The organism is Alcaligenes sp. HNGD-HTN06 (assembly GCF_049932565.1).
Taxonomy (GTDB): Bacteria; Pseudomonadota; Gammaproteobacteria; order Burkholderiales; family Burkholderiaceae_B; genus Alcaligenes; species Alcaligenes ammonioxydans.
The window spans coordinates 567600-587764 of sequence record NZ_CP187782.1; the positions used below are offsets into that span (position 1 = coordinate 567600).

Consider the following 20165-nt stretch of genomic DNA (forward strand, 5'->3'; position numbering starts at 1 on the left):
GCCTGCCCGCCGAGGCATTTTTCTGTCTGGAGTGGCCCGAAGAGTTGGCTTGTTACGGCCTGATGTTAGCCCGACCAGCCGGCTCGAGTGGCGTATAAAAAACACCCCGGTTTCTGATACGGAAACCGGGGTGTTTGGCTCAAAGGCGCTCAAAAAGGGCCTGACAGCCTCCTTGCCTACACAATAGCGGGCAAGACGCGTCCGGCACATTCGCCAAAAGAGAGGGTCGGGTAGCCATCCTGGCGGCAGAAACCCTTAAGAATGACCTCGTCCTGATCTTCCAGAAAATTGCGCTGCTCTCCCCAAGGCAGATCAATCGGGTTCTTGCCCCCCTGGTTCATTTCCAGCAAAGAGCCTTCCTGACCTTTGCCCGGACCGGACAAGGTGCCAGTGCCCAGCAGATCACCGGTTTGCAGATTGCAACCGTTGACGCTGTGGTGGGCAACGAGTTGGGCCACGGTCCAATAGGCTTGCTTGAAGTTGCTGCGCGAGAGCAGGGCCGGATCTTTGTGTTGCTGGCGTGACTGCTCGGTGCTCAGGTACACCTCCAGCTCCACATCCAGCACGCCGCTTTCCAGATTGGCCTGGTCCTGCAAATAGGGCAGGGGCTGAGGATCGGATTCAGGACGACTGAATGGGCGACGGAAAGGAGCCAGAGCTTCCAGTGTTACTACCCAGGGGGAGATGGTCGAGGCAAAGTTCTTGGCCAGGAAGGGACCCAAAGGCTGGTATTCCCAGGCTTGCAGGTCGCGTGCCGACCAGTCATTGAACAGGCACAGACCAAAAACGTGCTCGTCTGCCTGACCGATAGGAATACGGTGACCCGCTTTGTTGCCTTTGCCAATCAGAATGCCCATTTCCAGTTCAAAGTCCAGGCGCTGGCAAGGACCAAAGTTGGGCTGCTCCTGCCCCTCGGGTGGGCGGGTCTGGCCGATGGGGCGCGGGAACTGCTGGCCAGACACACCGATGCTGGACGCCCGGCCGTGGTAGCCAATAGGCACCCACTTGTAGTTGGGCAGCAAGGGTGCATCGGGGCGGAACTGTTTGCCCACTGCTGTTGCGTGGTGCACGGAAATGTAGAAGTCGGTGTAGTCGCCAATCTGGGCGGGCAGGGCGTATTCCAGCTTGCTGCGTTCGATCAGCATGGGGCGCAGGCGCGATTCGGCCGAGGAGCCCTGGCGCAAGTCCTGCGACAAGGCGGCACGCAGTGCGCTCCAATATTCCTGACCCAAGGCCATCAGATCATTGAGAGCCGGTTTGACGCAGGCTGCCAGGGCGTCGGCGGCTTTGCCGTGCCAGGGGGTATCGCAGGCCAGCAGGCCCAGATCCAGGGCGTAGGGGCCGATCGCCACCATGACACGGAAGTCTTCCTGACTGTCACGGCGGCGCGCTACGGCAAAGGGCAGGTTCTGGATAGGAAAGCCGTTGTCGGCCTCGTTGGCGCCGGGCACCCAGCTTTGCAGCGTGGGATCGTGAGTGTCATTCAGATAAGCGTGGGTCATGCCTTTTGTTCCGTAGAGAAATGTTTTTCCAGACCGTCCCAGACGGCATCGTAGTTAGCCTGCAGGCTGTTGCTTTGCAAGGCCCGAGGCGAGGGACGAATCACTTTGCGGGTTTCAAACATAAAGGCCATGGTACCGCGCAGATAGTCCGCCTTGCTCAGATCTGCGCGGCTGGCCTTGTCAAAGGTGCTGGCATCGGGGCCGTGCGGGCTCATGCAATTGTGCAGGCTGGCACCGCCCGGCGCAAAGCCATCGGCCTTGGCATCGTACACACCCTGGATCAGACCCATGAACTCGCTGGCGAAATTACGGTGGAACCAGGGTGGGCGGAAGGTATTTTCCATGGCAAGAATGCGGGGCGGGAAAATGGCGAAGTCCAGGTTTGCCGTACCCGGCGTGTCCGAAGGGGAGGTCAGCACAGTGAAAATACACGGGTCGGGATGATCGTAGCTGATCGAGCCGATGACATTGAAATCCCGCAAATCGTATTTGTAAGGCGCATGCGTGCCATGCCAGGCCACCACATCCAGTGGCGAATGGCTTAATGCGGCGACCCAAAAGCCGCCGGTAAATTTGGCGATCAGTTCATGTGGCTCGCTGACATCCTCGTACCAGGCGACCGGTGTCTTGAAATCGCGTGCATTGGCCAGACCGTTGGAGCCGATCGGACCCAGTTCGGGCAAGCGCAGCGGCGCGCCGAAATTCTCCAGCAGATAGCCCCGGGCGGTATCGTCCAGCAGCTCTACCTTGAAGCGCACGCCACGAGGCATGACGGCAATTTCGCAGGGTTCGATTTCCAGGATGCCCAGTTCGCTGAGCAGACGCAGACGCCCTTGCTCGGGTACGAACAGCATCTCGGCATCGGCGTTGTAAAACACCCGGCGTCCCATGGACTGGTTGATGGCATACAAATGGATGGCAATGCCGCTTTGCGAGTCGCTGCTGCCATTGCCTGCCCAGGTGTGAACGCCGGCCAGAAAATCAGTGGGTGTATCGGGCAGGTTCAGCGGATTCCAGCGCAAGCGGTTGGGGTTGGCCGGCCCGTGTCCGAAGTCCTCATTCCAGTAGGGGGCTCCCTCAAAAGCGGCAAAGGCTCCCTGTTTGGCGCTGGGGCGAATGCGATACAGCCAGGAGCGGCGGTTATCGGCGCGCGGCGCCGTAAAGGCGGTACCGGACAGTTGCTCAGCGTACAAGCCATAGGGGCAGCGTTGGGGCGAGTTGCGCCCAAGGGGAAGCGCACCGGGCAGGGCCTCGGTGGCAAAGGCATTACCAAAACCAATCTGATACTTCAAAGCGCTCATTGGGATCTCCAGATTCAGGCGGCCTGCTCCAGGCAGGTCTGGCGGGCGGCATCCAGGGCTTGCTTGATCACGTCCAGCGAGCCGATATGATTGCACAGCAACAGTACCAGGGCGGCATTCATGGCATGGCTTTGGGCCGTGCTCAGGCCCTGGTGGGCATCGATCAACATCTGGTAGAAGTCGTCAGCCCGTTCCAAGGGGGTATGGGTATTCAGTGTAGACATGAAGCACTCTCCAGGAAATGGCCACAGGCTTTTTGCAGGGCAATACGCACAGCCTGCCCATCCAGATGACGCCAGCGGGCGCACAGGTGTTGATCGGGACGGATCAGATAGCAGGAGCCGGGCTGAGCGTCATAACGCTGACGCAGCATATCCTGGCTGTCGATGATGTCACCTTGGGCCTGGACAGCTGGCGTGCCTGCCGGCCAGACGCGCCGGCGGGTCATGAGACCTTGGGCGACCAATTCTTCTAGCGCTTCAGGCTGGCTGGTCTGGCCTTCGCCAAATTCCAGCAAGGTAAAGCCACTACCCAATTGACCCAGCCACCAGCCTGCCTGACCGTTTTGCTCGATAGGCGCATCGGGGACGCAGGCGCCCAATGGCGTGGCGCAGGCGGCAAATTCGTGTGTGTCAGCCGTATTCAACGGGCTGTCCGGATAAGCGCTGGGCAAGGACAGGCGACCGCTATTGACCAGCACACGGGCAAAGGCGTGGCGACGCGCCAGAATCAAGGCTGCATCACGGAACAGGCGGCTGACTTCGCTTTTAGGGGTAATGAAATCTGTTGAACGGCTGGAGTGACGAATGTTCTCGTCCGCGGCCAGCTCACGTTCATTACGGTAGCTGTCCAGCAGGCTGTCGGGGGCCTGGGCATTCAGAACCAGATTCAGCTTCCAGGCCAGGTTGTCGGCGTCCTGGATACCGCTATTGGCGCCGCGTGCGCCAAAGGGCGAGACACGGTGGGCCGAGTCTCCGGCAAACAGGATGCGGCCATGACGAAAGCGCTCCATGCGCTCGCAGGCAAAGGTGTAAATGCTGACCCACTCCAGTTCAAAGGGGGCGTCGGCACCGAGCAGGGCGCGAATGCGGGGCAGCACGTTCTCGGGCTTGACGGCTTCCACGGGGTCCGCATCCCAGCCTAGCTGGAAGTCGATGCGCCAGACATTGTCCGGTTGGCTGTGCAGCAAAACAGACTGGTTGGGATGAAAAGGCGGGTCAAACCAGAACCATCGTTCAGCGGGAAAGTCCGCCTGCATGCGCACGTCCGCAATCAAAAAACGGTCCTTGAACACGCGTCCGCTGCTGCTTTCCCCCAAGGCGCGGCGAATGGCCGAGCGTGAACCATCGCAGGCCAGCAGCCATTCTGCTTCCAGAGTGTAATGGCCTTGTCGGGTTTCTATATCCAGATGCACGCCGTTTGCCTGATTCACCACGTTCAGCACTTTATGGCCGGAGCGCAGCTCAATCAGGGGCTGGGCGCAGACCGCTTCGTAGAGATAGCCTTCGCAGTAGTACTGCTGCAAGTTGATGAAGGCGGGACGCTGGTGGCCTTCTTCCGGCAGCAAATTGAAACTCCAGACCTCCTGGTTGCGGAAAAAAACTTTGCCCACATTCCAGGACACGCCTTTGTCCATCATGCGAGCGCCCACGCCCAGGCGGTCCCAGATGTCCAGGGTGCGCTTGGCAAAGCAGATGGCCCGTGATCCTTTGGACAGCGTCGTGTCGTCGTCCAGAATCACGACCTGGTGGCCTTTGGCCGCCAGGTCCAGAGCCATGGTCAGCCCCACCGGGCCGGCCCCCACCACCACGACAGGGTGGCGGTGATGGGCGGCCGGCGGGGGGGCTTGTGTCAGCTCCAGGGTCTGGTAATTAATGTCTCCCATCTTCTCTCTCCCTGGCCTGGCGTCTTATTGACCTTCGAGCTGCTTCCACATTTCCAGATCGCGCTCGGCGGTCCAGATACGTGGGTCTTCGTGACCGTTGACCTCGTCGTAGGCACGGGACACATCAAAGGGCATGCAGTGATCGAAAATGACCCAGTCCGCATAGCGCGGCTTCATGAAATCGTAGGTTTCGCGGTAGATGGTTTTCAGATCTTTGCCCGCCGCAGCGCCTTGCTGCACGCTGGAATACAAGTCGGTCAGAAAGGCACGGGTGCCTGCCAGGGCCTGACGCACCTCCGTAGCGTTCTTCAGCGCAGGGCCACGGCCAGGAACCATTTTCTCTGCCTTGAATTCGTCCAGACGATCTAATGTGCGTGGCCATTCGCGAAAGTAGCAATCGCCTGCGTAGGGAGTGGACTGATACTCGACCAGATCACCGGCAAACAGGATTTTTTCCTTGGGCAGCCAGGCGATGGTGTCGCCTTTGGTATGGCCGCGGCCTACTTGCATCAGATGGACCTCCAGATTGCCCAGGTCCACCGTCATGTGTCCTTCAAACGTCATGGTGGGCCAGGTCAGGCCGGGAGGGATGGATTCGGCGTTGCGAAACAAGCGAGGAAAACGGCCAATTTCGCTGGCCTTGTCCTGCTCGCCACGTTCCACGATCAGGTCGTAAGTGTCACGGCTGGCCAGGATCTCCTGAGCCTGGTAAGCCGATGCGCCCAGTACGCGCACGGCGTGGTAGTGCGACAGCAGCACATACTTGATGGGTTTGTCGCTGACTTCGCGGATGCGGCGAATGACATCCTGTGCCATTACCGGCGTGGCTTGAGTGTCGATCACCATAATGGCCTCATCACCAATGATGATGCCTGTGTTGGGATCACCTTCAGCCGTGTAGGCGTAGGCATGGTCGGACAGTTTTTCAAAGGCAACGACTTTGTCTTCCAGGTCGTTGTGCGAGGCGAAGGACTTGCTCATGAAAATGACTCCACAGTCGATAGGGATGATGTCAGATTAGTTTATGGCGAATCAGTTAGATATAGGTGAATACCTGAATAGGGTATAGGCCTGCTGTTAAAACGCGCGTGCGCCTGCCTGCCGGAACCGGCATGACAGGCAGACAGAAGGGAAGAGAGCGGGCTTAGCGGCGTTGGCAGCGCGAGCAGTAGTAGGTGGCGCGCTGACCCTGAACGATACGTTTGATGGGCTGTTGGCAACGCGGGCAGGCTTTGTCCACCCGTTCGTACACATTGGCGTGAATGGCAAAGTAGGCACCTGGCTCGCCACTGGCGTTCACGTAGTCGCGCAAGGTGCTGCCCCCTGAGTCCAGGGCGGCCTGCAGGGTGCTCAGGATAGCCGCGTGCAGTTTCTCGCAGCGATGCAGAGAAACTTCACCGGCAGGCAGTTCGGGATGAATGCCCGCCAGAAAAAGAGATTCGGAGGCATAGATATTGCCCACGCCCACGACAATCTTGCCGCCGAGCAGAGCCTGTTTGATGGCCATGCGTCGTCCCTGCAAATGCCGGAACAGATAGGCCGGCGTAAACAAGGGGTCAAAAGGCTCAATGCCTAAAGTACGTAGCAAAGGATGGTTTTCCAGCGGGCCGTCCTGGTGGGCATGCCATAATATCGCACCAAATCGTCGTGGGTCATGCAGCAGGAAGCGGGCCTCGTCAAAAATCCATTCCGCATGATCATGTTTGCGGCGTTCTTCCTCCAGCGCCACGCGCCGCAGGGAGCCCGACATGCCCAGATGGATGATCTGCACGCCTTTTTCAAAATGCAACAACAAGTACTTGCCTCGACGCGTGCAGTCAAGAACGGTCTGGTCTACCAGGCATTGGGGCAAGGAGGCGGGCACGGGCCAGCGCAGACGTGGTTCGTGAACCAGGAATTGTCGGACGTTTTTTCCTTGGATAACCGTCGCAATTCCGCGACGAGTTGTTTCAACTTCTGGCAGTTCAGGCATGGGGGGGTGATACCATCAACAAATCTGATTCCTTTATTGTGCCATCGGGCGTTTTATCGCGCGTATCAGGGCACGGGTTTTTCTGGATGAATGCTCTGACCTTAGCACTAAAGCTGGGCCTGATGTCGTTGCTTGCAGCGGTTTCGGCGCAAGCACAAACCTCACTTCCCATACTCAAGGCGGAGCCGCCTGTCGACACCATCCGCTTGCGCAGCGGACAACTGCCGTTGGTAGGCTTGACCTCGGACATCCTCTATCGCATTTTGGTGGCCGAGGTTGCGGCTTCCCGAGGCGAGTACGATGTTGCCAGCCAGACTTTTCTATCCTTGGCTCGTGACACCAGTGATCCTCGGCTGGCTCAGAGCGCGTTTCAATATGCAATGGCCGACCGTGATCTGGGCCGCGCATTGCGGGCTGCCAAAGAGTGGGCCCTGTTAGCCCCCAACGATGCGGAAGCCAAGGCCACTGCCCTGGCGCTGGAAGCGTCCAGCGGTCAGACCGAAGGCCTGGCAGATGCCTTGTGGCTGCGCATTTCACGGGCTGAAGATAAAGAGCAGGCCGTGGTACAGGCCATGAGCATGGTCAGCAAAATGGTGGATCGCCGACTGGCGCTGGAGGTGCTGGACAAGGCCTTGCAGCAGCCGGTGCGTTCTTTGCCTATCGCCCGTCTTGCTCTGGCCGATACCGCCTGGAGTGCCGGTGACGCAGCACGCGCGGAGCGCGAGGCACGGGAAGCCCTGAAACTGGACCCGCATTCTGAAGCAGCCGCGCAGCGAGTGCTGGAATATGGCATCAAGATTGATCCTTCGGCTGCCTTGCAAAGCGCACGTGCCTTCGTACGCGACAATCCGGACAGCCGCAAGCTGCAGTTATTGTTGGCCAATCGTTTGGTCGAGCGTCAACAGTTTGACGAGGCCCAGGCCATTGTCAGCGCCTTGCAGCGCGCTAACCCGGAAGACTTTGACCTGCTCTATACCCAGGCCGAAATTCACATCCGCGCCAAGGAGTATGCGCAGGCCCGCCAGTTGCTGGAACAATATATTACGGTTCAGCAGCAGCGCCGCCAGTCCTTGAATGACGCCGTCAATACGGCTTTGGCCAGCATCTCCGAAGCTCGCTTGTCCCTGGTGCAGATTGCCGAGGCGCAGGGTGATCTGAACGAGGCTATTCGTCAGCTGGATTTGATCGAGGAGCCTGCGCTGCGTTTTCAGGCGCAGATTCACAAGGCGGTTCTGCAGGCCCGTCAGGGCAACTTGCCCCTGGCACGCCGTACTTTGGAAAGCTCCCGCCCGCGAGATATGAGTGAGCAGGTGGTGGTGGCCCTGACCTATTCCTCCATTTATCAGGACAGCGGTCGTACGGATCAGGCTCTGGAAGTGTTGGAGCGCGCTGACCGTGAGCTGCCCGACAGCCCTGAAATCAAATACAACCTGGCCATGCTGTACGAGCAGCGGGCCAAGCATGATCAGTTCGAGGCTCTGATGCGCCGCGTTATCGAGTTGCGCCCTGACCACGCGAATGCGTATAACGCCTTGGGCTATACCTATGCGGATCAAAATCGCCGTATGGACGAGGCCCAGGATTTGCTTGAGCGCGCCATGGAACTGGAGCCGGACAACCCCTATATTCTGGATAGCGTTGGCTGGTATCTGTTTCGCATCGGTGATTTGCAGGCCGCGCTGGAGTATCTGCAACGTTCCTACGAGCGTTTGCCCGAGGCGGATGTGGCTGCCCATCTGGGAGAAGTGCTCTGGGTCAAAGGCCGTCGCGAAGATGCCATGCTGGTCTTTCGGGCGGGCTTGAGTAAAGATCCAGACAATCGCACTTTGACTGAAACCATCAAGCGACTGGGAGTGCCGCTGCCGTGAAGATGTTGAAACAGCGCTTATGGTATCGGGCTGCGGCCCTGACGCTGCTTGCCGTGCTCAGTGCCTGTGCCACCCCCCCCCAGCCCAAGGACGGCAGTGGCGCCGAGGCTGATCAGGCCTCCAGCGCGTTGTCACGTTCAGGTCGCTTTGCCGTAAGCGTGACGCACTCCAGCTCGCAGGTCGAAGCCGTGCAGGGTGGTTTTTCCTGGCGTGATGATGGGCGCAAGCTGATGCTGGATTTGAGCAATCCATTGGGTAATACCTTGGCGCGTGTCTGGGTACTGCCGGGGCAGGCCATTTTGGAGCGTACCGACGGAAGCCAGGAGCTCGCCACTCATCCGGATGCGTTGGTGGAACAGGTTCTGGGCAGCCCCGTGCCCGTGGCCGGCTTGCGGGACTGGCTGCATGGCCGCACGGGCAGTGCCCCCGTTCAAAGTGAACGCAGGGACGATCAGCAAAAACTGAGCAGTTTCGAGCAGTCCGGCTGGCGTGTGACGCTGTCGCGTTACGACGAACAAGGCCCGCGCTTGCTCCAGTTGAACCGTCATGAAGCCAATCGCTCCATCAGCGTGCGTTTGGTTGTGGACCAGTAAAGCGCGAGCAGGTTTGTGTCATGGCGCTCTACAACGTCCCGGCTCCGGCCAAGATCAATCTGTTTTTACACGTCACGGGTCGTCGTGAAGACGGCTACCATTTTCTGCAAACCGCCTTCCGCTTTGTGGATCTGAATGACTACCTGAGCTTCGTTCCACGTAGTGACGGACAAATCTGCCGGGTACACAGTACCTTGAGCGATGTGGAGCCTGAACAGGATCTGGTGATCAAAGCCGCTCGTGCCCTGCAACAAGCGACGGGCACCCGGCAAGGCGTGGATATTTCTTGTGTCAAGAACATTCCGTCGGGAGCGGGGATGGGCGGTGGCTCCAGCGATGCGGCCACGACCCTGATTGCCTTGAACCGTTTGTGGAACCTGGGCCTGAGCCGTCAGGCCTTGATGGATATTGGCTTGCCTCTGGGCGCCGATGTGCCGGTTTTTGTATTCGGACAGGCTGCATTTGCGGAAGGGGTAGGGGAACAATTGCAGGCCATTCAGATGCCGCCCCGGGACTACATCATCATTCGGCCGCCGCAATTTATATCCACAGGAAAAATATTTAGCGCCGAATGCTTGACACGCGATGAGAAACCGATCACAATAACGTTCTTTACTGATTGGCAAGAAAAATTCTGGCAAGCCAAGGATAGTGATCCTTATTTTGGCAGAAACAATCTAGAGTCGGTTGCATTTAATCTTTATCCTAATTTGTTGCTGTTAAAGCAGGGTTTGCAAAGTTTAAAATTAAATGCTAGAATGACGGGCTCAGGTTCTTGTTTGTTTGTTGAGTGCAGAGACAAACAAAGCGCCATGAAAGGTCAGTTTGAAATTGACCGAAATAGCAGTAAAATAGATTTTTCTGGTAGCGAAGAATCAAATAGTGGTAAATTGCTGGTCGATCAAACATGGGTTTGTTCTGGTTTGCAAGATCATCCGCTACGCTACTGGATTAAGTAAGTATTTGGGGAATCGCCAAGCTGGTTAAGGCACCGGATTTTGATTCCGGCATGCGAAGGTTCGAATCCTTCTTCCCCAGCCACCTTTCAGGCCTGGCCTGCGATAATGTAAAGCTGTTGAGTCGTTTCCTTGTAGGGGTTTCGATCAACAGCTTTGCTTTTCCTGCATCAAAATCTATCTCCCATCATGGCACAAGACCGATTCATGATCTTCACCGGCACGGCTAATCCTCGCCTTGCTGTCGATGTCGTCAACCACCTTGATATGTCGCTGGGGAAAATGACGGTGGGTCGCTTCTCTGACGGGGAAGCCATGGTTGAAATCAACGAGAACGTGCGCGGTCGCGATGTTTTTGTTCTGCAGCCCACCTGCGCTCCCACCAACGACAATCTGATGGAAATCATGGTGATGGTCGATGCCTTGCGCCGCGCGTCGGCCGGTCGCATCACCGCTGCCATCCCTTACTTTGGTTACGCCCGCCAGGATCGACGCCCCCGTTCGGCGCGTGTGTCGATCTCGGCCAAAGTCGTGGCCAATATGTTGCAAGTGGTCGGTGTTGATCGCGTCATGATGATGGATCTGCACGCAGACCAAATCCAGGGTTTCTTCGACATCCCGGTCGACAATATCTACGCTTCCCCCATTTTGCTGGGCGATATCTGGCGCTGTAACTACCAGGACATGGTGGTTGTCTCGCCTGACATCGGCGGCGTGGTGCGCGCACGTGCACTGGCCAAGCAACTGGAAGTGGATCTGGCCATTATCGACAAACGTCGCCCGCGTGCCAACGTATCCGAAGTCATGAACATCATTGGTGATGTCAACGGACGCACCTGCATCCTGATGGATGACATGGTGGATACGGCCGGTACGCTGTGCAAAGCGGCCGAAGCCCTGAAAGAGCGCGGTGCCAAGGCGGTTTACGCTTACTGTACGCACCCTGTGCTCTCGGGCGAAGCCATCGAACGCATTACGCAGTCCCAATTGAACGAGCTGGTTGTGACGGACACCATTCCGTTGTCCGCCAAGGCCCGCGAGTGCAGCAAGATTCGTCAGCTGTCCTGTGCAGCACTGCTGGGCGAGACCATCTTGCGTATCTCGAACGCCGAGTCGGTCAGCTCCTTGTTCAGCGATTAAGTTTTTTAACGTGTGCTGGTCGCGGCACACGTCAACTAGGTAGTCCGCTACCACTTTTCAGCAGTACGCCTCAAGTGTTCTGCCATTGGAGTTTTAAATGAAATTCACCGCTACGTCGCGTGATGTACAGGGTACGAGTGCGAGCCGCCGCCTGCGTCACGCTGGTCGAGTTCCTGCAATTGTTTACGGTGGCGAAGAACAGCCCGTCGTAATCTCGCTGGACCATAACGAGATCTACCACAACCTGCGCAAAGAAGCGTTCCACGCATCCATCCTGACGATGGAACTGGACGGTAAAGCTGAAAAAGTGCTGTTGCGCTCGGTTCAGTGGCACCCCTACAAGCAGCAGGTTCTGCACGTTGACTTCCAACGCGTTCTGGCTTCGCAAGCCATCACCACCAAAGTTCCTCTGAACTTTGAAGGTGGTGAAGTGTCCCCAGCTGTCAAGCTGAGCGGCCAGGTCATCAGCCACATCCTGACCGAGCTGGAAATCACCTGCTTGCCCGGTAACCTGCCTGCGTCCATCACGGTGGATCTGAGCGGTATGACGGCTAACGCCAACCTGCACCTGGACAGCATCAAGCTGCCACTGGGCGTGACTTACGCTGGCAACGACACCAACCCTCTGCTGGCTGCTGCCTTGCCAGTGGGTGGTGCTGCTGCTTCGGAAGAAACCGAAGAAGGCGCCGAGTAATCAAGATTGCCTGTCGGCTTTGGCCGGCTTGCAGCTTGGCGAATCAACCCCTGTCAGCGTATGCTGGCGGGGGTTTGTTATTTCTGCCTGCGCCATTGCTGGTGTATGCCTCCTGCGAAAACATTCATGTCTGAGCCTATCCGTTTGATTGTTGGCCTGGGTAATCCCGGCCCCGAGTATGAAGCCACCCGTCATAATGCGGGCTTTTGGTTGGCAGACCAGTTGGCCGATGATCTGCATGCGAGCTTCAATCTGGAAAAGTCATTTTTTTCCTGGGTCGCCAAAGCGCGCTTTGAAGGTGAGAACGTCATCATCGCCAAACCCATCACCTTCATGAACAAGTCTGGGCAAGCCGCCGGGGCCTTGATGCGTTTTTACAAGCTCAAGCCCGAGCAGGTGCTGGTCCTGCATGACGAGCTCGATTTGCTGCCCGGACAGGTGAAGATGAAAAAAGGAGGCGGGCACGCGGGGCATAATGGCCTGCGCGATATTCAGTCCGCCTTTGGCACGCCGGATTTCTGGCGCTTGCGCCTGGGGATTGGTCACCCTCGCACCCTGGGCCTGGCCCAGCAAGTGGTGAATTTCGTACTGCATGCGCCCCGTCAAGAAGAGTTGCGCGAGATTGAAGATGGCATGAACCGGTGCCGGCTTATGATGCCTGCCTTGCTGCGTGGCGACTTTGAGCAGGCCACCCGCCAGCTTTATGCTCCGCAGAAGGCCTGATGCATGAAGTCAGTGCCTAGTAGCCCGTTGCGTTTTAGGGATGAGCTCAAAGACTTCTTTTACTTTTTGCGCCATCCCCGCAGCGCCCGACGTTTGCCTGGCAGGGTACCGGGTGATGGCTGGTATCTGGACTGGTTTGCTCCCTTGCCCTGGAAGCGTCTGCTGCAATGGGCGGGCATGCTGTGGCTGATTAATGCATTGGTACTGGGGCCAATCGCGGTCTCGGTGGCGGGTCTAGGTGGTGCACAGCATCGTCTGGACCCGACCCGCATTCCTTGGGCGCAAGCCATCATCTGGGCGCCCATTGTGGAAGAGCTGGTTTTCCGCTTTGTGCTCAGACGTCCGTCCCAATGGCTGACAGTGGTCCCCTTGGCCGTGTTTCTGATGTTTCAGGGACCAAGCGGGTGGTTGATCCAAGGACTGCTGGTTTTGTGTCTGGCCGTCTGGATCAGTCGTTATACCGGCATGCCCCGTGAAGCCTTGCCCGCAGATAGCGGATGGTGGCGCAGGTTGGTGGGAGCGGTGCAGGGGAGGGCATGGCGTTTTTCATCCATGCGACGCTATTGGCGTTGCTTTCCCTGGGTGTTTTATGGTGCAACGCTGGCCTTTGGCGCATTGCATTTGTATAACTTCCAGCTCAACAGCATGAGCTGGTATTTGCTGCCCTTGCTGGTCCTGCCCCAATGTATGACCGGACTGGTGTTGGCCTGGCTGCGTGTGCGTCGAGGCATGGGCGCCTCGATTGTGCTGCATGCCATCTTTAACGGTGGCCCGGTCTTGCTGATTATCGGACTGCTCAAGCTGTTTGACGGTATTCCGGTTTAAGAATACCTGCCGTTCAAGGCGCTCTCCTGTGTCCCCGGCACGACTGTTCTGATCCGTCTGCAGGCGCTGTAGCGCCCAAGGGCGCTACAATAGCGCATCGTTTATATAACTCTTTGATTTTCAGGATACTCATGGCACTGCAATGCGGCATCGTTGGCTTGCCCAACGTTGGTAAATCCACTCTGTTCAACGCTCTGACCAAAGCCGGCATTGCGGCTGAAAACTACCCCTTCTGCACTATCGAACCGAACGTCGGTGTGGTCGAAGTTCCTGACCAGCGTTTGCAAGATCTGGCTAAGATCGTGAATCCCGAGCGCATTTTGCCTGCCGTGGTGGAATTCGTAGACATTGCCGGTCTGGTGGCGGGCGCCTCCAAGGGTGAAGGTTTGGGTAACCAGTTCCTGGCCAATATCCGTGAAACCGACGCAACCGTGCATGTGGTGCGCTGTTTTGCCGATGAGAACGTGATTCACGTTGCCGGCAAGGTGGACCCCTTGGCAGACATTGAAATCATCAATACTGAATTGGCGCTGGCTGATCTGGGCGTGGTTGAGAAAGCCCTTCACCGCAATCAGAAACTGGCTCGTTCGGGCGATAAAGACGCTGCCAAGCTGGTGGCCTTGCTGGAGCGTATCGAAAAAGCGCTGGGCGAAGGCAAGTCCGTGCGCTCGCTGAAGCTGGACGAAGACGAACTGCACCAGATCAAATCCTACGGCTTCATCACCGCCAAGCCCACTATGTACGTGGCCAACGTGAAAGAAGACGGCTTTACCAACAACCCACACCTGGAAGCCGTGCAGAACTACGCTGCCGCTGATGGCGCTCCTGTGGTTGCCGTATGCGCTGCCGTGGAAGCCGAAATCGCTGAGCTGGACGACGCCGACAAGATCGAATTCCTGTCCGATCTGGGCATGGAAGAACCTGGTCTGAACCGTGTGATTCGCGCCGCCTACAGCTTGCTGGGCCTGCAAACCTACTTCACCGCAGGTGTCAAAGAAGTGCGTGCCTGGACCATCCGTGTGGGCGACACCGCCCCTCAAGCCGCTGGCGTGATTCACACCGATTTCGAGCGCGGCTTCATCCGTGCCCAGACCATCGCCTTTGACGACTTTGTGGCTTGCAAGGGCGAACAAGGTGCCAAAGAAGCTGGCAAAATGCGTGCGGAAGGCAAGGAATATGTCGTGAAAGACGGTGATGTGCTGAATTTCCTGTTCAACGTCTAAGCGAGTTGTGCCGGTGGTAGAAATGGCAGGCCCCTCTCGGGGGCCTGCTTTTTTATGCTTCCGTTGTGCCCGGACACGACTCTTGCCTCAGGTGTCGGGCTGCCACTGTTGTGCGAGGTGTGGTTTTAGTGAGCTTGCCGCGCGAGTCGTCTGGAGCCGTTTCTGAATAGAGTGACGGTGCCCTGAGCAATTGGGCTCTGGCTCAGGCGCGAGGCAGAACGCGGCAAGGAGCGGCAAGACAGACCAGCCTAGAAAAGATACGCCGTATTCAAGTACATGGCTGTTTGTGGACGGGTGCCTGGAGCCAGCTGAACGCTGATGCCTGCACCCAGTGTCCAGTGATGGCTGAGCTGACCCGTTACCCCCCATTCCAGCAGTCCTGCATCACGCGCCTCTTCCTGATCCGTGGGCAGGTAAAGGTGGCGTTTACTGTAGGGTCCGTCCTGCAAACGTGCGCCTAGCAGTTCCGCCGGTTTTCTGAATTCGTGCAGCCACTCTGCGGAGGTGTACAAGGACCACTGATGGCTGATGGCGACATTGATTTGGTAGCCCACACTGCTTTGCACAGAACGTTGGGACTGGGCATCAAAACTCATGGTGGTGGACAGATTCGGATCATCTTCGGATAAAGGCTTGATCCGGGATTGTTGCATGCTCAGGCTCAAGAGCGGCCCGTGAGTCACACTTTCTGTCTGCCAGTCGTAGCCCGTGCTGATCTTGCCGCCATACTGCTCGCCCCCCGCTTTGGCCTGATGCTCTCGCGCCGCCGTGCCCAAATACAGATGGCGGCGGGTCTTGTTATCCAGATCGCTGTAGAACAACTGAGCATTCACCCAAAATTTCTCGGATTGCCAGCGTCCGTACAGACCTGCCGATTGGCGCTTTTGACTATATGTTCCTTCCTCGTCCGTGTCGCCATCCAGGTTCTCGTAAGACAGATAGGCACCCAGTGTCCACGCATCCAGCGGTTGGTCCACGCCCAGTTTCCAGGCGGTCTGAATACCCTCCGGGCGCGCATTCGCGCTGTTGCGACTGCCGGTTATGGCTTCTCCCTGCAACCAGACGGCCAGTTCTGAATCCTGGGAGGCGCTAAGCGTTTGCAGACGACGGTCAATATGCTGCATTTGCATTTGGCCGGCCGTGTTGGCCGAGGAGGCCAGCATGGCAACCTGGCTAGGGGCGCTGACGACAGACTGTGCATATTCGGCAAGGAGCTTGTGATGCCCTTCGCCTGTGGCTACCGGAGTCACGCCATAAGCCTGCGGGTCGGCAGCGATCTCCTGCAAAAGTGCTGACACATTCAGGGAAATAGTCTCGGTCGCCGGATCGCTTATTGGCCCAGCCAGCGCGTGGTTGTAGACGTTTCCTGGCAAGAGGGCGGCAGTTGCGCGGGCGTGAGCGGCGGTCTCTTTGTCGGAACCGGCTTGGGCTTGGGTGGCGGCGTGCAGGGCCATCAGAGCCAGAGCAAGACAAGTTTTCTTCATGGGCCTGCTCATTCTGTAAAGAGTCTTTCATCGGCCTGGGCGGTACCGCTTTGAATTGTGTGTGTTGCGGTGTTCACCCTGCCATGGCAGCTCGGATGGAACAGAAGGATGACGCATTATCGGATTACCGTCCATCTTAGCGAGGGAGCGTTTATTTCTGTGGGACGCTGGCGCGGCGCGTGCTGGTGGGCTAAAGGACCGTTACAAGCAGGTTCAAAGACGAAAAAAAACGCCTGGCAACGGCCAGGCGTGAATCAGTCCCCGATACGTTTACACGCGTCTTACCGGGGCGGCAGCAACGTCTGGGTTGTCTGCCAGCGACACGAATTTCATGCTGCCACCGTCATAGGCATCAATCGTGCCGGACTCAATGTCGTAAACCCAGCCGTGCAGGGTCAGGCGACCTTCTGACATGGCCAGCCGCACGGAAGGGTGGGTCTGGATATTGGCCAGCTGAGCCACCACATTCTCGCGCACCATGGAGGCGATGCGCTCTTGTTCGTTGGCGTGAGTACGCGCCTCGTTGACCAGGCGAGCCGAGTCTGCGTAGCGTAACCAGTGCTCGACGGCAGGCATATGATCCAGACATTGGCAGGACGCGATGGCAGTCATGGCGCCGCAGTCCGAATGTCCGCAGATCACCACATCCGACACGCGCAGAGCGGATACCGCGTATTCCACCGAGGCGGTGACCCCTCCCGGTTCCGGTCCGTAAGAGGGAACGATATTGCCCGCGTTGCGAATCACGAACAGATCGCCCGGCTCACGCTGTGTGACCAGCTCGGGGACCAGGCGGCTATCGGAGCAAGAAATAAACAAGGCGCGGGGGTTTTGTTGTGTAGCCAGATTTTTGAAAAGCTTGGCGCGCTTGGGATAGGCTTCCCGCTGGAATTTCAGGAAACCGTCGATAATGTCTTTCATCCTTGTCCTTGTAGTTCGGCGTGGATAGAAGGTTAACGCGTCCGGGTCATAAGGTAAAATACCGAATTCTGATGCTTTTTATTGGGTTTACTTATAGAAAGGCCCCCTATGCTTTTGCGCCATCTTAATTACTTTCTCGCGGTTGCCCAGTATCAGAGCTTCACCCGCGCTGCGCGCGCCCTGCATGTCTCGCAACCGGCTTTGTCTCAGCAGGTGCGTCAGCTTGAAGAGCATCTGGGGGCGCAACTCTTTGACCGTACGGGGCGTCTGGTTCGTTTGACGGATGCTGGCGAAGTCTATCTGCGTTATGCCCGGCAGGCTTTGCAGGATCTGGAAGAGGGGCGTCGTGCCTTGCACGATGTCAGTGATCTGAGCCGCGGCTCCTTGCGGGTGGCGGTCGCGCCCACATTTACCTCGTATCTGATTGGCCCCTTGGTAGAGGCCTTTCACCGTCGTTATCCTAATGTGCGGTTGGTGGTACAGGAAATGCTGCAGGAGCGTGTGGAAACGCAGTTGGTTGAGGACGAGCTCGATATCGGTATTGCTTTTGAGAAGCCCACTTCGGCGGCGGTTGAGTTTCAGGCCCTGCTGGTTGAGACACTGGCCTTGGTGATGAGCCGCACTCACCCCCTGGCCGAGCGGCGCAGCATTGATCGAGAAACCTTGATGCGGGAATCCCTCGTTTTACTGACTCCTGAGTTTGCTACACGCGGGCAGATTGAACGCTATTGCCGTGAGTACGATCTGGACTTGAATGTATCAATGGAGTCCAACTCGCTCAATGCGGTGATTGAAGTAGTAAGGCGTACGGGTTTGGCGACCTTGCTGCCGGCTGCCATTGCTGGCAATAGCGAGTATCTGGTGGCCGTCAGCCTGGACCCGGCACCGCCGCAACGACGCGCGATCCTGATGCAGCGCAAGGGCGCTTATCAGTCGGCAGCAATGCGTGCCTTTATTGAGTTGGCGCTGAAATACGGTGCGGCCTCGACATTCTGATCGGGCATTGTGCGCTGGTCGCCAGGCGACCAGGCAGACCCTTTACAGAATCACACGCACGCTCTGCTCCAAGGGGCGAAGCTCGCTTTCGCGCGCGGGTTGACCCTGGCTTAAATGCGCCACCAGATCGACGGTGGTAGACAGGCGTGTCAGCATCAGACAGGTCACTTCCTTGCCGGCGACTCGGCTGCTGTGCCAGCAGCCGGGCCGCATGCACACGCCTTGCCCTGGAATGATCCGGAACGCTTTGAGGGTCTTCAGGTCCGGGCCGCCCTCGGGTGTACTTTGGGCCACGATATGAATCACCTCCCCGGTCAGCGGAATCAGAGCCTGCTGGGTCAGCAGGTGATTTTCCAGTGTCGTAATCGAGGGGTCCTGAATGCGGTAATTCACCCATAGCACTTCGGTCTGACCACTTGGACCTGTGTCAAAGGCGTGTTCGTGCCAGAAGTCAGTGGCGGCATTGCTAAATGCGGTTGTGGCTGGGGCAGTGGTCAAACCTTTACCTAACATCCAGCCGTAGGGGGCGAAAACCTCTGGGCTGAGAGACTGAGGGGTGAGGGTGATAGGGCTTGTCATGGGCATCACTCAAAGAAGTGCTAAGGCACCATAGTAACAAGACCGAGGCCTAGTGTCGGATTTGGCCTAGATCAAAAAGCCTGCATTTCGAGGGGTTATTGCGGAACTAAGTCTGGCATCCCCTGTCTTGAAGGAGGCTCGCGATGACTTGGCGGGCCAGTAAAGCCGCCTTTTTGCTCGGGCGGCTTCGCGCTGTTGGCTTTCATGATAAGGGGGTGCTGTGCTTGAAGCGGTTTCGCTGTCCTGCCGACGAGGGCAGCGTCGTGTGTTCTCTGACCTGAGTGTCAAGCTTGAAGCCGGCCAATGTTGTCTGGTCAGTGGCCCCAATGGCAGCGGCAAAACCAGCTTGCTGCGTATTCTGGCCAACATCGCCCAGGCTGATGCGGGGCAACTGCTTTGGCATGAGCGCCCTGTACAGCGTAATGACAGTGATTATCGCCGCAACTTGATGTATGGCGGGCATGCCCCCGGGCTGAATGCCAATTTGTCCGTGCAGGAAAACCTGGACAGCCTCTTGCTGCAGGATCGGGTTGCATGGGAGCGCCAGGACTACGATCAGGCTTTGCGGGCAGGCGGTTTGCTGGCGTACCGCCGCGTGCCGCTGCGGCAGTTGTCTGCCGGGCAGCGGCGGCGCGTATTTCTGGTGCGTTTGTCCCTGAGCAATCGCCCTTTGTGGATTCTGGATGAACAGCTCACCGCACTGGATAGCGCCGGCCAGCATTTCCTGGGCGAGCTGATTGCGCAGCATCTGCAAAGGCAGGGGGCCGTCATTCTGACCAGTCATCAGGCCTTGCCCTGGAAGCTGGACGTGCAGCACCTGGATCTGGGGTCGGCATGTTGAGTCTTTTCCTGGCCCTTCTGAAACGTGAATGGCGTCTGGCGGTGCGTCGCCCCGGTGACGTCCTGATCCCCCTGGTGTTCTTTCTGGTGGTGTGCAGCCTTTTTCCATTGGGAGTCGGTGCCGACGCCGCCTTGCTCTCCAAGATGGCTCCGGGCGTGCTGTGGGTTTCAGCCTTGCTGGCTACCTTGTTGTCGCTCAGTCGGCTGTTTGAGCAGGACGAGCAGGATGGCGCCCTGGAGCAGGTTCTGTTTTCTCATTTGCCTCTGGGCTGGTGGGTGTTGGGCAAGGTTCTGGCGCATACCTTGCTGACGGGCGTGCCCTTGCTGCTGCTGGCCCCCATTTTAGGCCTGCAATTTAGCTTGCCCCCAGCCAGTCTGGGGGTGTTGATGCTGTCGCTGGCGCTGGGCCTGCCTGTCCTGACTTTGCTGGGAGCGATTGGCGCGGCCTTGGTGCTGGGCCTGCGTTCAGCAGGGGTGTTGTTGGCTTTGTTGATTTTGCCTTTTTATGTTCCCGTGCTGGTCTTTGGCGCGGGGGCCGTGCAAGCGGTTCAGGCCGGGTTGGGAGCGCAAGCGCACCTGTCCGTTCTGGTCGCTTTTTTACTGTTGGCTTTGTTCTTTGCGCCCCTTGCTACGGCAGCGGCGTTGCGCCTTGCTCTTGAGTAA

General features: G+C 57.9%; 20 protein-coding genes and 1 tRNA gene. 12 read left to right on the plus strand and 9 right to left on the minus strand.

Annotated features, from left to right (window positions below; genetic code table 11):
- Positions 1-176 precede the first annotated feature (176 nt).
- The 6 genes from fahA to mutM all read right to left on the minus strand — a co-directional run bounded on the left by fahA (position 177) and on the right by mutM (position 6660).
- Positions 177-1502: a fumarylacetoacetase gene (gene fahA / locus ACOZ42_RS02605; RefSeq protein WP_219235598.1), complete on the minus strand. Its 1326-nt coding sequence runs from the start codon at positions 1500-1502 to the stop codon at positions 177-179.
- Positions 1499-2803 carry a homogentisate 1,2-dioxygenase gene (hmgA, locus tag ACOZ42_RS02610; RefSeq protein ID WP_219235600.1) on the minus strand — a complete coding sequence of 435 codons (1305 nt, stop codon included), beginning with the start codon at positions 2801-2803 and terminating at the stop codon, positions 1499-1501. Before hmgA ends, fahA begins: the two co-directional genes overlap by 4 nt.
- A gap of 14 nt (positions 2804-2817) precedes the next feature.
- A complete protein-coding gene (locus ACOZ42_RS02615; RefSeq protein ID WP_003803823.1) occupies positions 2818-3027 on the minus strand; it encodes a DUF2783 domain-containing protein in 210 nt (69 codons plus the stop codon).
- Positions 3015-4688, minus strand: a complete 1674-nt coding sequence (locus tag ACOZ42_RS02620; protein WP_426345520.1) for an FAD-dependent oxidoreductase — start codon at positions 4686-4688, stop codon at positions 3015-3017. Before ACOZ42_RS02620 ends, ACOZ42_RS02615 begins: the two co-directional genes overlap by 13 nt.
- A 24-nt stretch (positions 4689-4712) precedes the next feature.
- Positions 4713-5669, minus strand: coding sequence for an MBL fold metallo-hydrolase (locus tag ACOZ42_RS02625; protein ID WP_003803820.1), 957 nt, complete (start codon positions 5667-5669; stop codon positions 4713-4715).
- A gap of 163 nt (positions 5670-5832) precedes the next feature.
- A complete protein-coding gene (mutM, locus tag ACOZ42_RS02630) occupies positions 5833-6660 on the minus strand; it encodes a bifunctional DNA-formamidopyrimidine glycosylase/DNA-(apurinic or apyrimidinic site) lyase (protein ID WP_131071284.1) in 828 nt (275 codons plus the stop codon).
- A gap of 122 nt (positions 6661-6782) precedes the next feature.
- Here mutM and ACOZ42_RS02635 point away from each other — a divergent pair, with 122 nt between their 5' ends.
- The 9 genes from ACOZ42_RS02635 to ychF all read left to right on the plus strand — a co-directional run bounded on the left by ACOZ42_RS02635 (position 6783) and on the right by ychF (position 14682).
- Entirely contained in the window at positions 6783-8528 is a 1746-nt protein-coding gene (locus ACOZ42_RS02635) for a tetratricopeptide repeat protein (RefSeq protein ID WP_230406242.1), read from the plus strand.
- A 2-nt stretch (positions 8529-8530) separates the two neighbouring features.
- A complete protein-coding gene (locus ACOZ42_RS02640) occupies positions 8531-9121 on the plus strand; it encodes an outer membrane lipoprotein LolB (RefSeq protein ID WP_059318641.1) in 591 nt (196 codons plus the stop codon).
- Positions 9122-9141: 20 nt separating this feature from the next.
- Positions 9142-10080 (plus strand): 4-(cytidine 5'-diphospho)-2-C-methyl-D-erythritol kinase, encoded by a 939-nt coding sequence (gene ispE, locus ACOZ42_RS02645; RefSeq protein ID WP_426345521.1) that lies wholly within the window; start codon positions 9142-9144, stop codon positions 10078-10080.
- 5 nt (positions 10081-10085) lie between these two features.
- A tRNA-Gln gene (locus ACOZ42_RS02650) sits at positions 10086-10162 on the plus strand.
- Positions 10163-10266: 104 nt separating this feature from the next.
- Positions 10267-11217, plus strand: coding sequence for a ribose-phosphate pyrophosphokinase (locus ACOZ42_RS02655; RefSeq protein ID WP_003803813.1), 951 nt, complete (start codon positions 10267-10269; stop codon positions 11215-11217).
- Positions 11218-11314: 97 nt separating this feature from the next.
- On the plus strand, positions 11315-11911 hold the full coding sequence (locus tag ACOZ42_RS02660; RefSeq protein WP_003803811.1) for a 50S ribosomal protein L25/general stress protein Ctc: 597 nt from the start codon (positions 11315-11317) through the stop codon (positions 11909-11911).
- Between the two features lie 126 nt (positions 11912-12037).
- Positions 12038-12634 (plus strand): aminoacyl-tRNA hydrolase, encoded by a 597-nt coding sequence (pth, locus tag ACOZ42_RS02665; protein ID WP_003803810.1) that lies wholly within the window; start codon positions 12038-12040, stop codon positions 12632-12634.
- 3 nt (positions 12635-12637) lie between these two features.
- Complete coding sequence (locus ACOZ42_RS02670; protein WP_240208963.1) at positions 12638-13459, plus strand: CPBP family glutamic-type intramembrane protease; 822 nt, start codon at positions 12638-12640, stop codon at positions 13457-13459.
- Positions 13460-13590: 131 nt separating this feature from the next.
- A complete protein-coding gene (gene ychF / locus ACOZ42_RS02675; RefSeq protein ID WP_003803805.1) occupies positions 13591-14682 on the plus strand; it encodes a redox-regulated ATPase YchF in 1092 nt (363 codons plus the stop codon).
- A gap of 248 nt (positions 14683-14930) precedes the next feature.
- Here the strand turns inward: ychF and ACOZ42_RS02680 are convergent, their stop codons facing one another.
- Together ACOZ42_RS02680 and ACOZ42_RS02685 are read right to left on the minus strand one after the other, a co-directional pair.
- Positions 14931-16166, minus strand: coding sequence for an autotransporter outer membrane beta-barrel domain-containing protein (locus ACOZ42_RS02680; RefSeq protein WP_426345522.1), 1236 nt, complete (start codon positions 16164-16166; stop codon positions 14931-14933).
- A 270-nt stretch (positions 16167-16436) separates the two neighbouring features.
- Complete coding sequence (locus ACOZ42_RS02685) at positions 16437-17087, minus strand: carbonic anhydrase (protein ID WP_003803801.1); 651 nt, start codon at positions 17085-17087, stop codon at positions 16437-16439.
- Between the two features lie 108 nt (positions 17088-17195).
- Here ACOZ42_RS02685 and cynR point away from each other — a divergent pair, with 108 nt between their 5' ends.
- Positions 17196-18083: a transcriptional regulator CynR gene (gene cynR, locus ACOZ42_RS02690; protein WP_003803800.1), complete on the plus strand. Its 888-nt coding sequence runs from the start codon at positions 17196-17198 to the stop codon at positions 18081-18083.
- Between the two features lie 42 nt (positions 18084-18125).
- On the opposite strand, the gene ACOZ42_RS02695 is transcribed toward cynR, so the two are convergent.
- Positions 18126-18668, minus strand: a complete 543-nt coding sequence (locus ACOZ42_RS02695; protein ID WP_426345523.1) for an ureidoglycolate lyase — start codon at positions 18666-18668, stop codon at positions 18126-18128.
- A 214-nt stretch (positions 18669-18882) separates the two neighbouring features.
- Here ACOZ42_RS02695 and ccmA point away from each other — a divergent pair, with 214 nt between their 5' ends.
- The gene (gene ccmA / locus ACOZ42_RS02700; RefSeq protein WP_039943770.1) at positions 18883-19503 is read left to right on the plus strand and encodes a cytochrome c biogenesis heme-transporting ATPase CcmA; all 621 of its coding nucleotides are present in this window, start codon (positions 18883-18885) and stop codon (positions 19501-19503) included.
- On the plus strand, positions 19497-20165 hold the full coding sequence (ccmB, locus tag ACOZ42_RS02705; RefSeq protein ID WP_003803794.1) for a heme exporter protein CcmB: 669 nt from the start codon (positions 19497-19499) through the stop codon (positions 20163-20165). The genes ccmA and ccmB overlap by 7 nt, the downstream gene beginning before the upstream one ends.

Coding starts and splice junctions, on each gene's coding strand:
- ACOZ42_RS02680 (WP_426345522.1), bottom strand. CDS start 16,166: ATGAAGAAAACTTGTCTTGCTCTGGCTCTGATGGCCCTGCACGCCGCC.
- ychF (WP_003803805.1), top strand. CDS start 13,591: ATGGCACTGCAATGCGGCATCGTTGGCTTGCCCAACGTTGGTAAATCC.
- cynR (WP_003803800.1), top strand. CDS start 17,196: ATGCTTTTGCGCCATCTTAATTACTTTCTCGCGGTTGCCCAGTATCAG.
- ACOZ42_RS02655 (WP_003803813.1), top strand. CDS start 10,267: ATGGCACAAGACCGATTCATGATCTTCACCGGCACGGCTAATCCTCGC.
- ispE (WP_426345521.1), top strand. CDS start 9,142: ATGGCGCTCTACAACGTCCCGGCTCCGGCCAAGATCAATCTGTTTTTA.
- ACOZ42_RS02670 (WP_240208963.1), top strand. CDS start 12,638: ATGAAGTCAGTGCCTAGTAGCCCGTTGCGTTTTAGGGATGAGCTCAAA.
- fahA (WP_219235598.1), bottom strand. CDS start 1,502: ATGACCCACGCTTATCTGAATGACACTCACGATCCCACGCTGCAAAGC.
- ACOZ42_RS02625 (WP_003803820.1), bottom strand. CDS start 5,669: ATGAGCAAGTCCTTCGCCTCGCACAACGACCTGGAAGACAAAGTCGTT.
- ACOZ42_RS02695 (WP_426345523.1), bottom strand. CDS start 18,668: ATGCCCATGACAAGCCCTATCACCCTCACCCCTCAGTCTCTCAGCCCA.
- mutM (WP_131071284.1), bottom strand. CDS start 6,660: ATGCCTGAACTGCCAGAAGTTGAAACAACTCGTCGCGGAATTGCGACG.
- ACOZ42_RS02660 (WP_003803811.1), top strand. CDS start 11,315: ATGAAATTCACCGCTACGTCGCGTGATGTACAGGGTACGAGTGCGAGC.
- ccmB (WP_003803794.1), top strand. CDS start 19,497: ATGTTGAGTCTTTTCCTGGCCCTTCTGAAACGTGAATGGCGTCTGGCG.
- hmgA (WP_219235600.1), bottom strand. CDS start 2,803: ATGAGCGCTTTGAAGTATCAGATTGGTTTTGGTAATGCCTTTGCCACC.
- pth (WP_003803810.1), top strand. CDS start 12,038: ATGTCTGAGCCTATCCGTTTGATTGTTGGCCTGGGTAATCCCGGCCCC.
- ACOZ42_RS02640 (WP_059318641.1), top strand. CDS start 8,531: ATGTTGAAACAGCGCTTATGGTATCGGGCTGCGGCCCTGACGCTGCTT.
- ACOZ42_RS02620 (WP_426345520.1), bottom strand. CDS start 4,688: ATGGGAGACATTAATTACCAGACCCTGGAGCTGACACAAGCCCCCCCG.
- ACOZ42_RS02615 (WP_003803823.1), bottom strand. CDS start 3,027: ATGTCTACACTGAATACCCATACCCCCTTGGAACGGGCTGACGACTTC.
- ACOZ42_RS02635 (WP_230406242.1), top strand. CDS start 6,783: ATGTCGTTGCTTGCAGCGGTTTCGGCGCAAGCACAAACCTCACTTCCC.
- ACOZ42_RS02685 (WP_003803801.1), bottom strand. CDS start 17,087: ATGAAAGACATTATCGACGGTTTCCTGAAATTCCAGCGGGAAGCCTAT.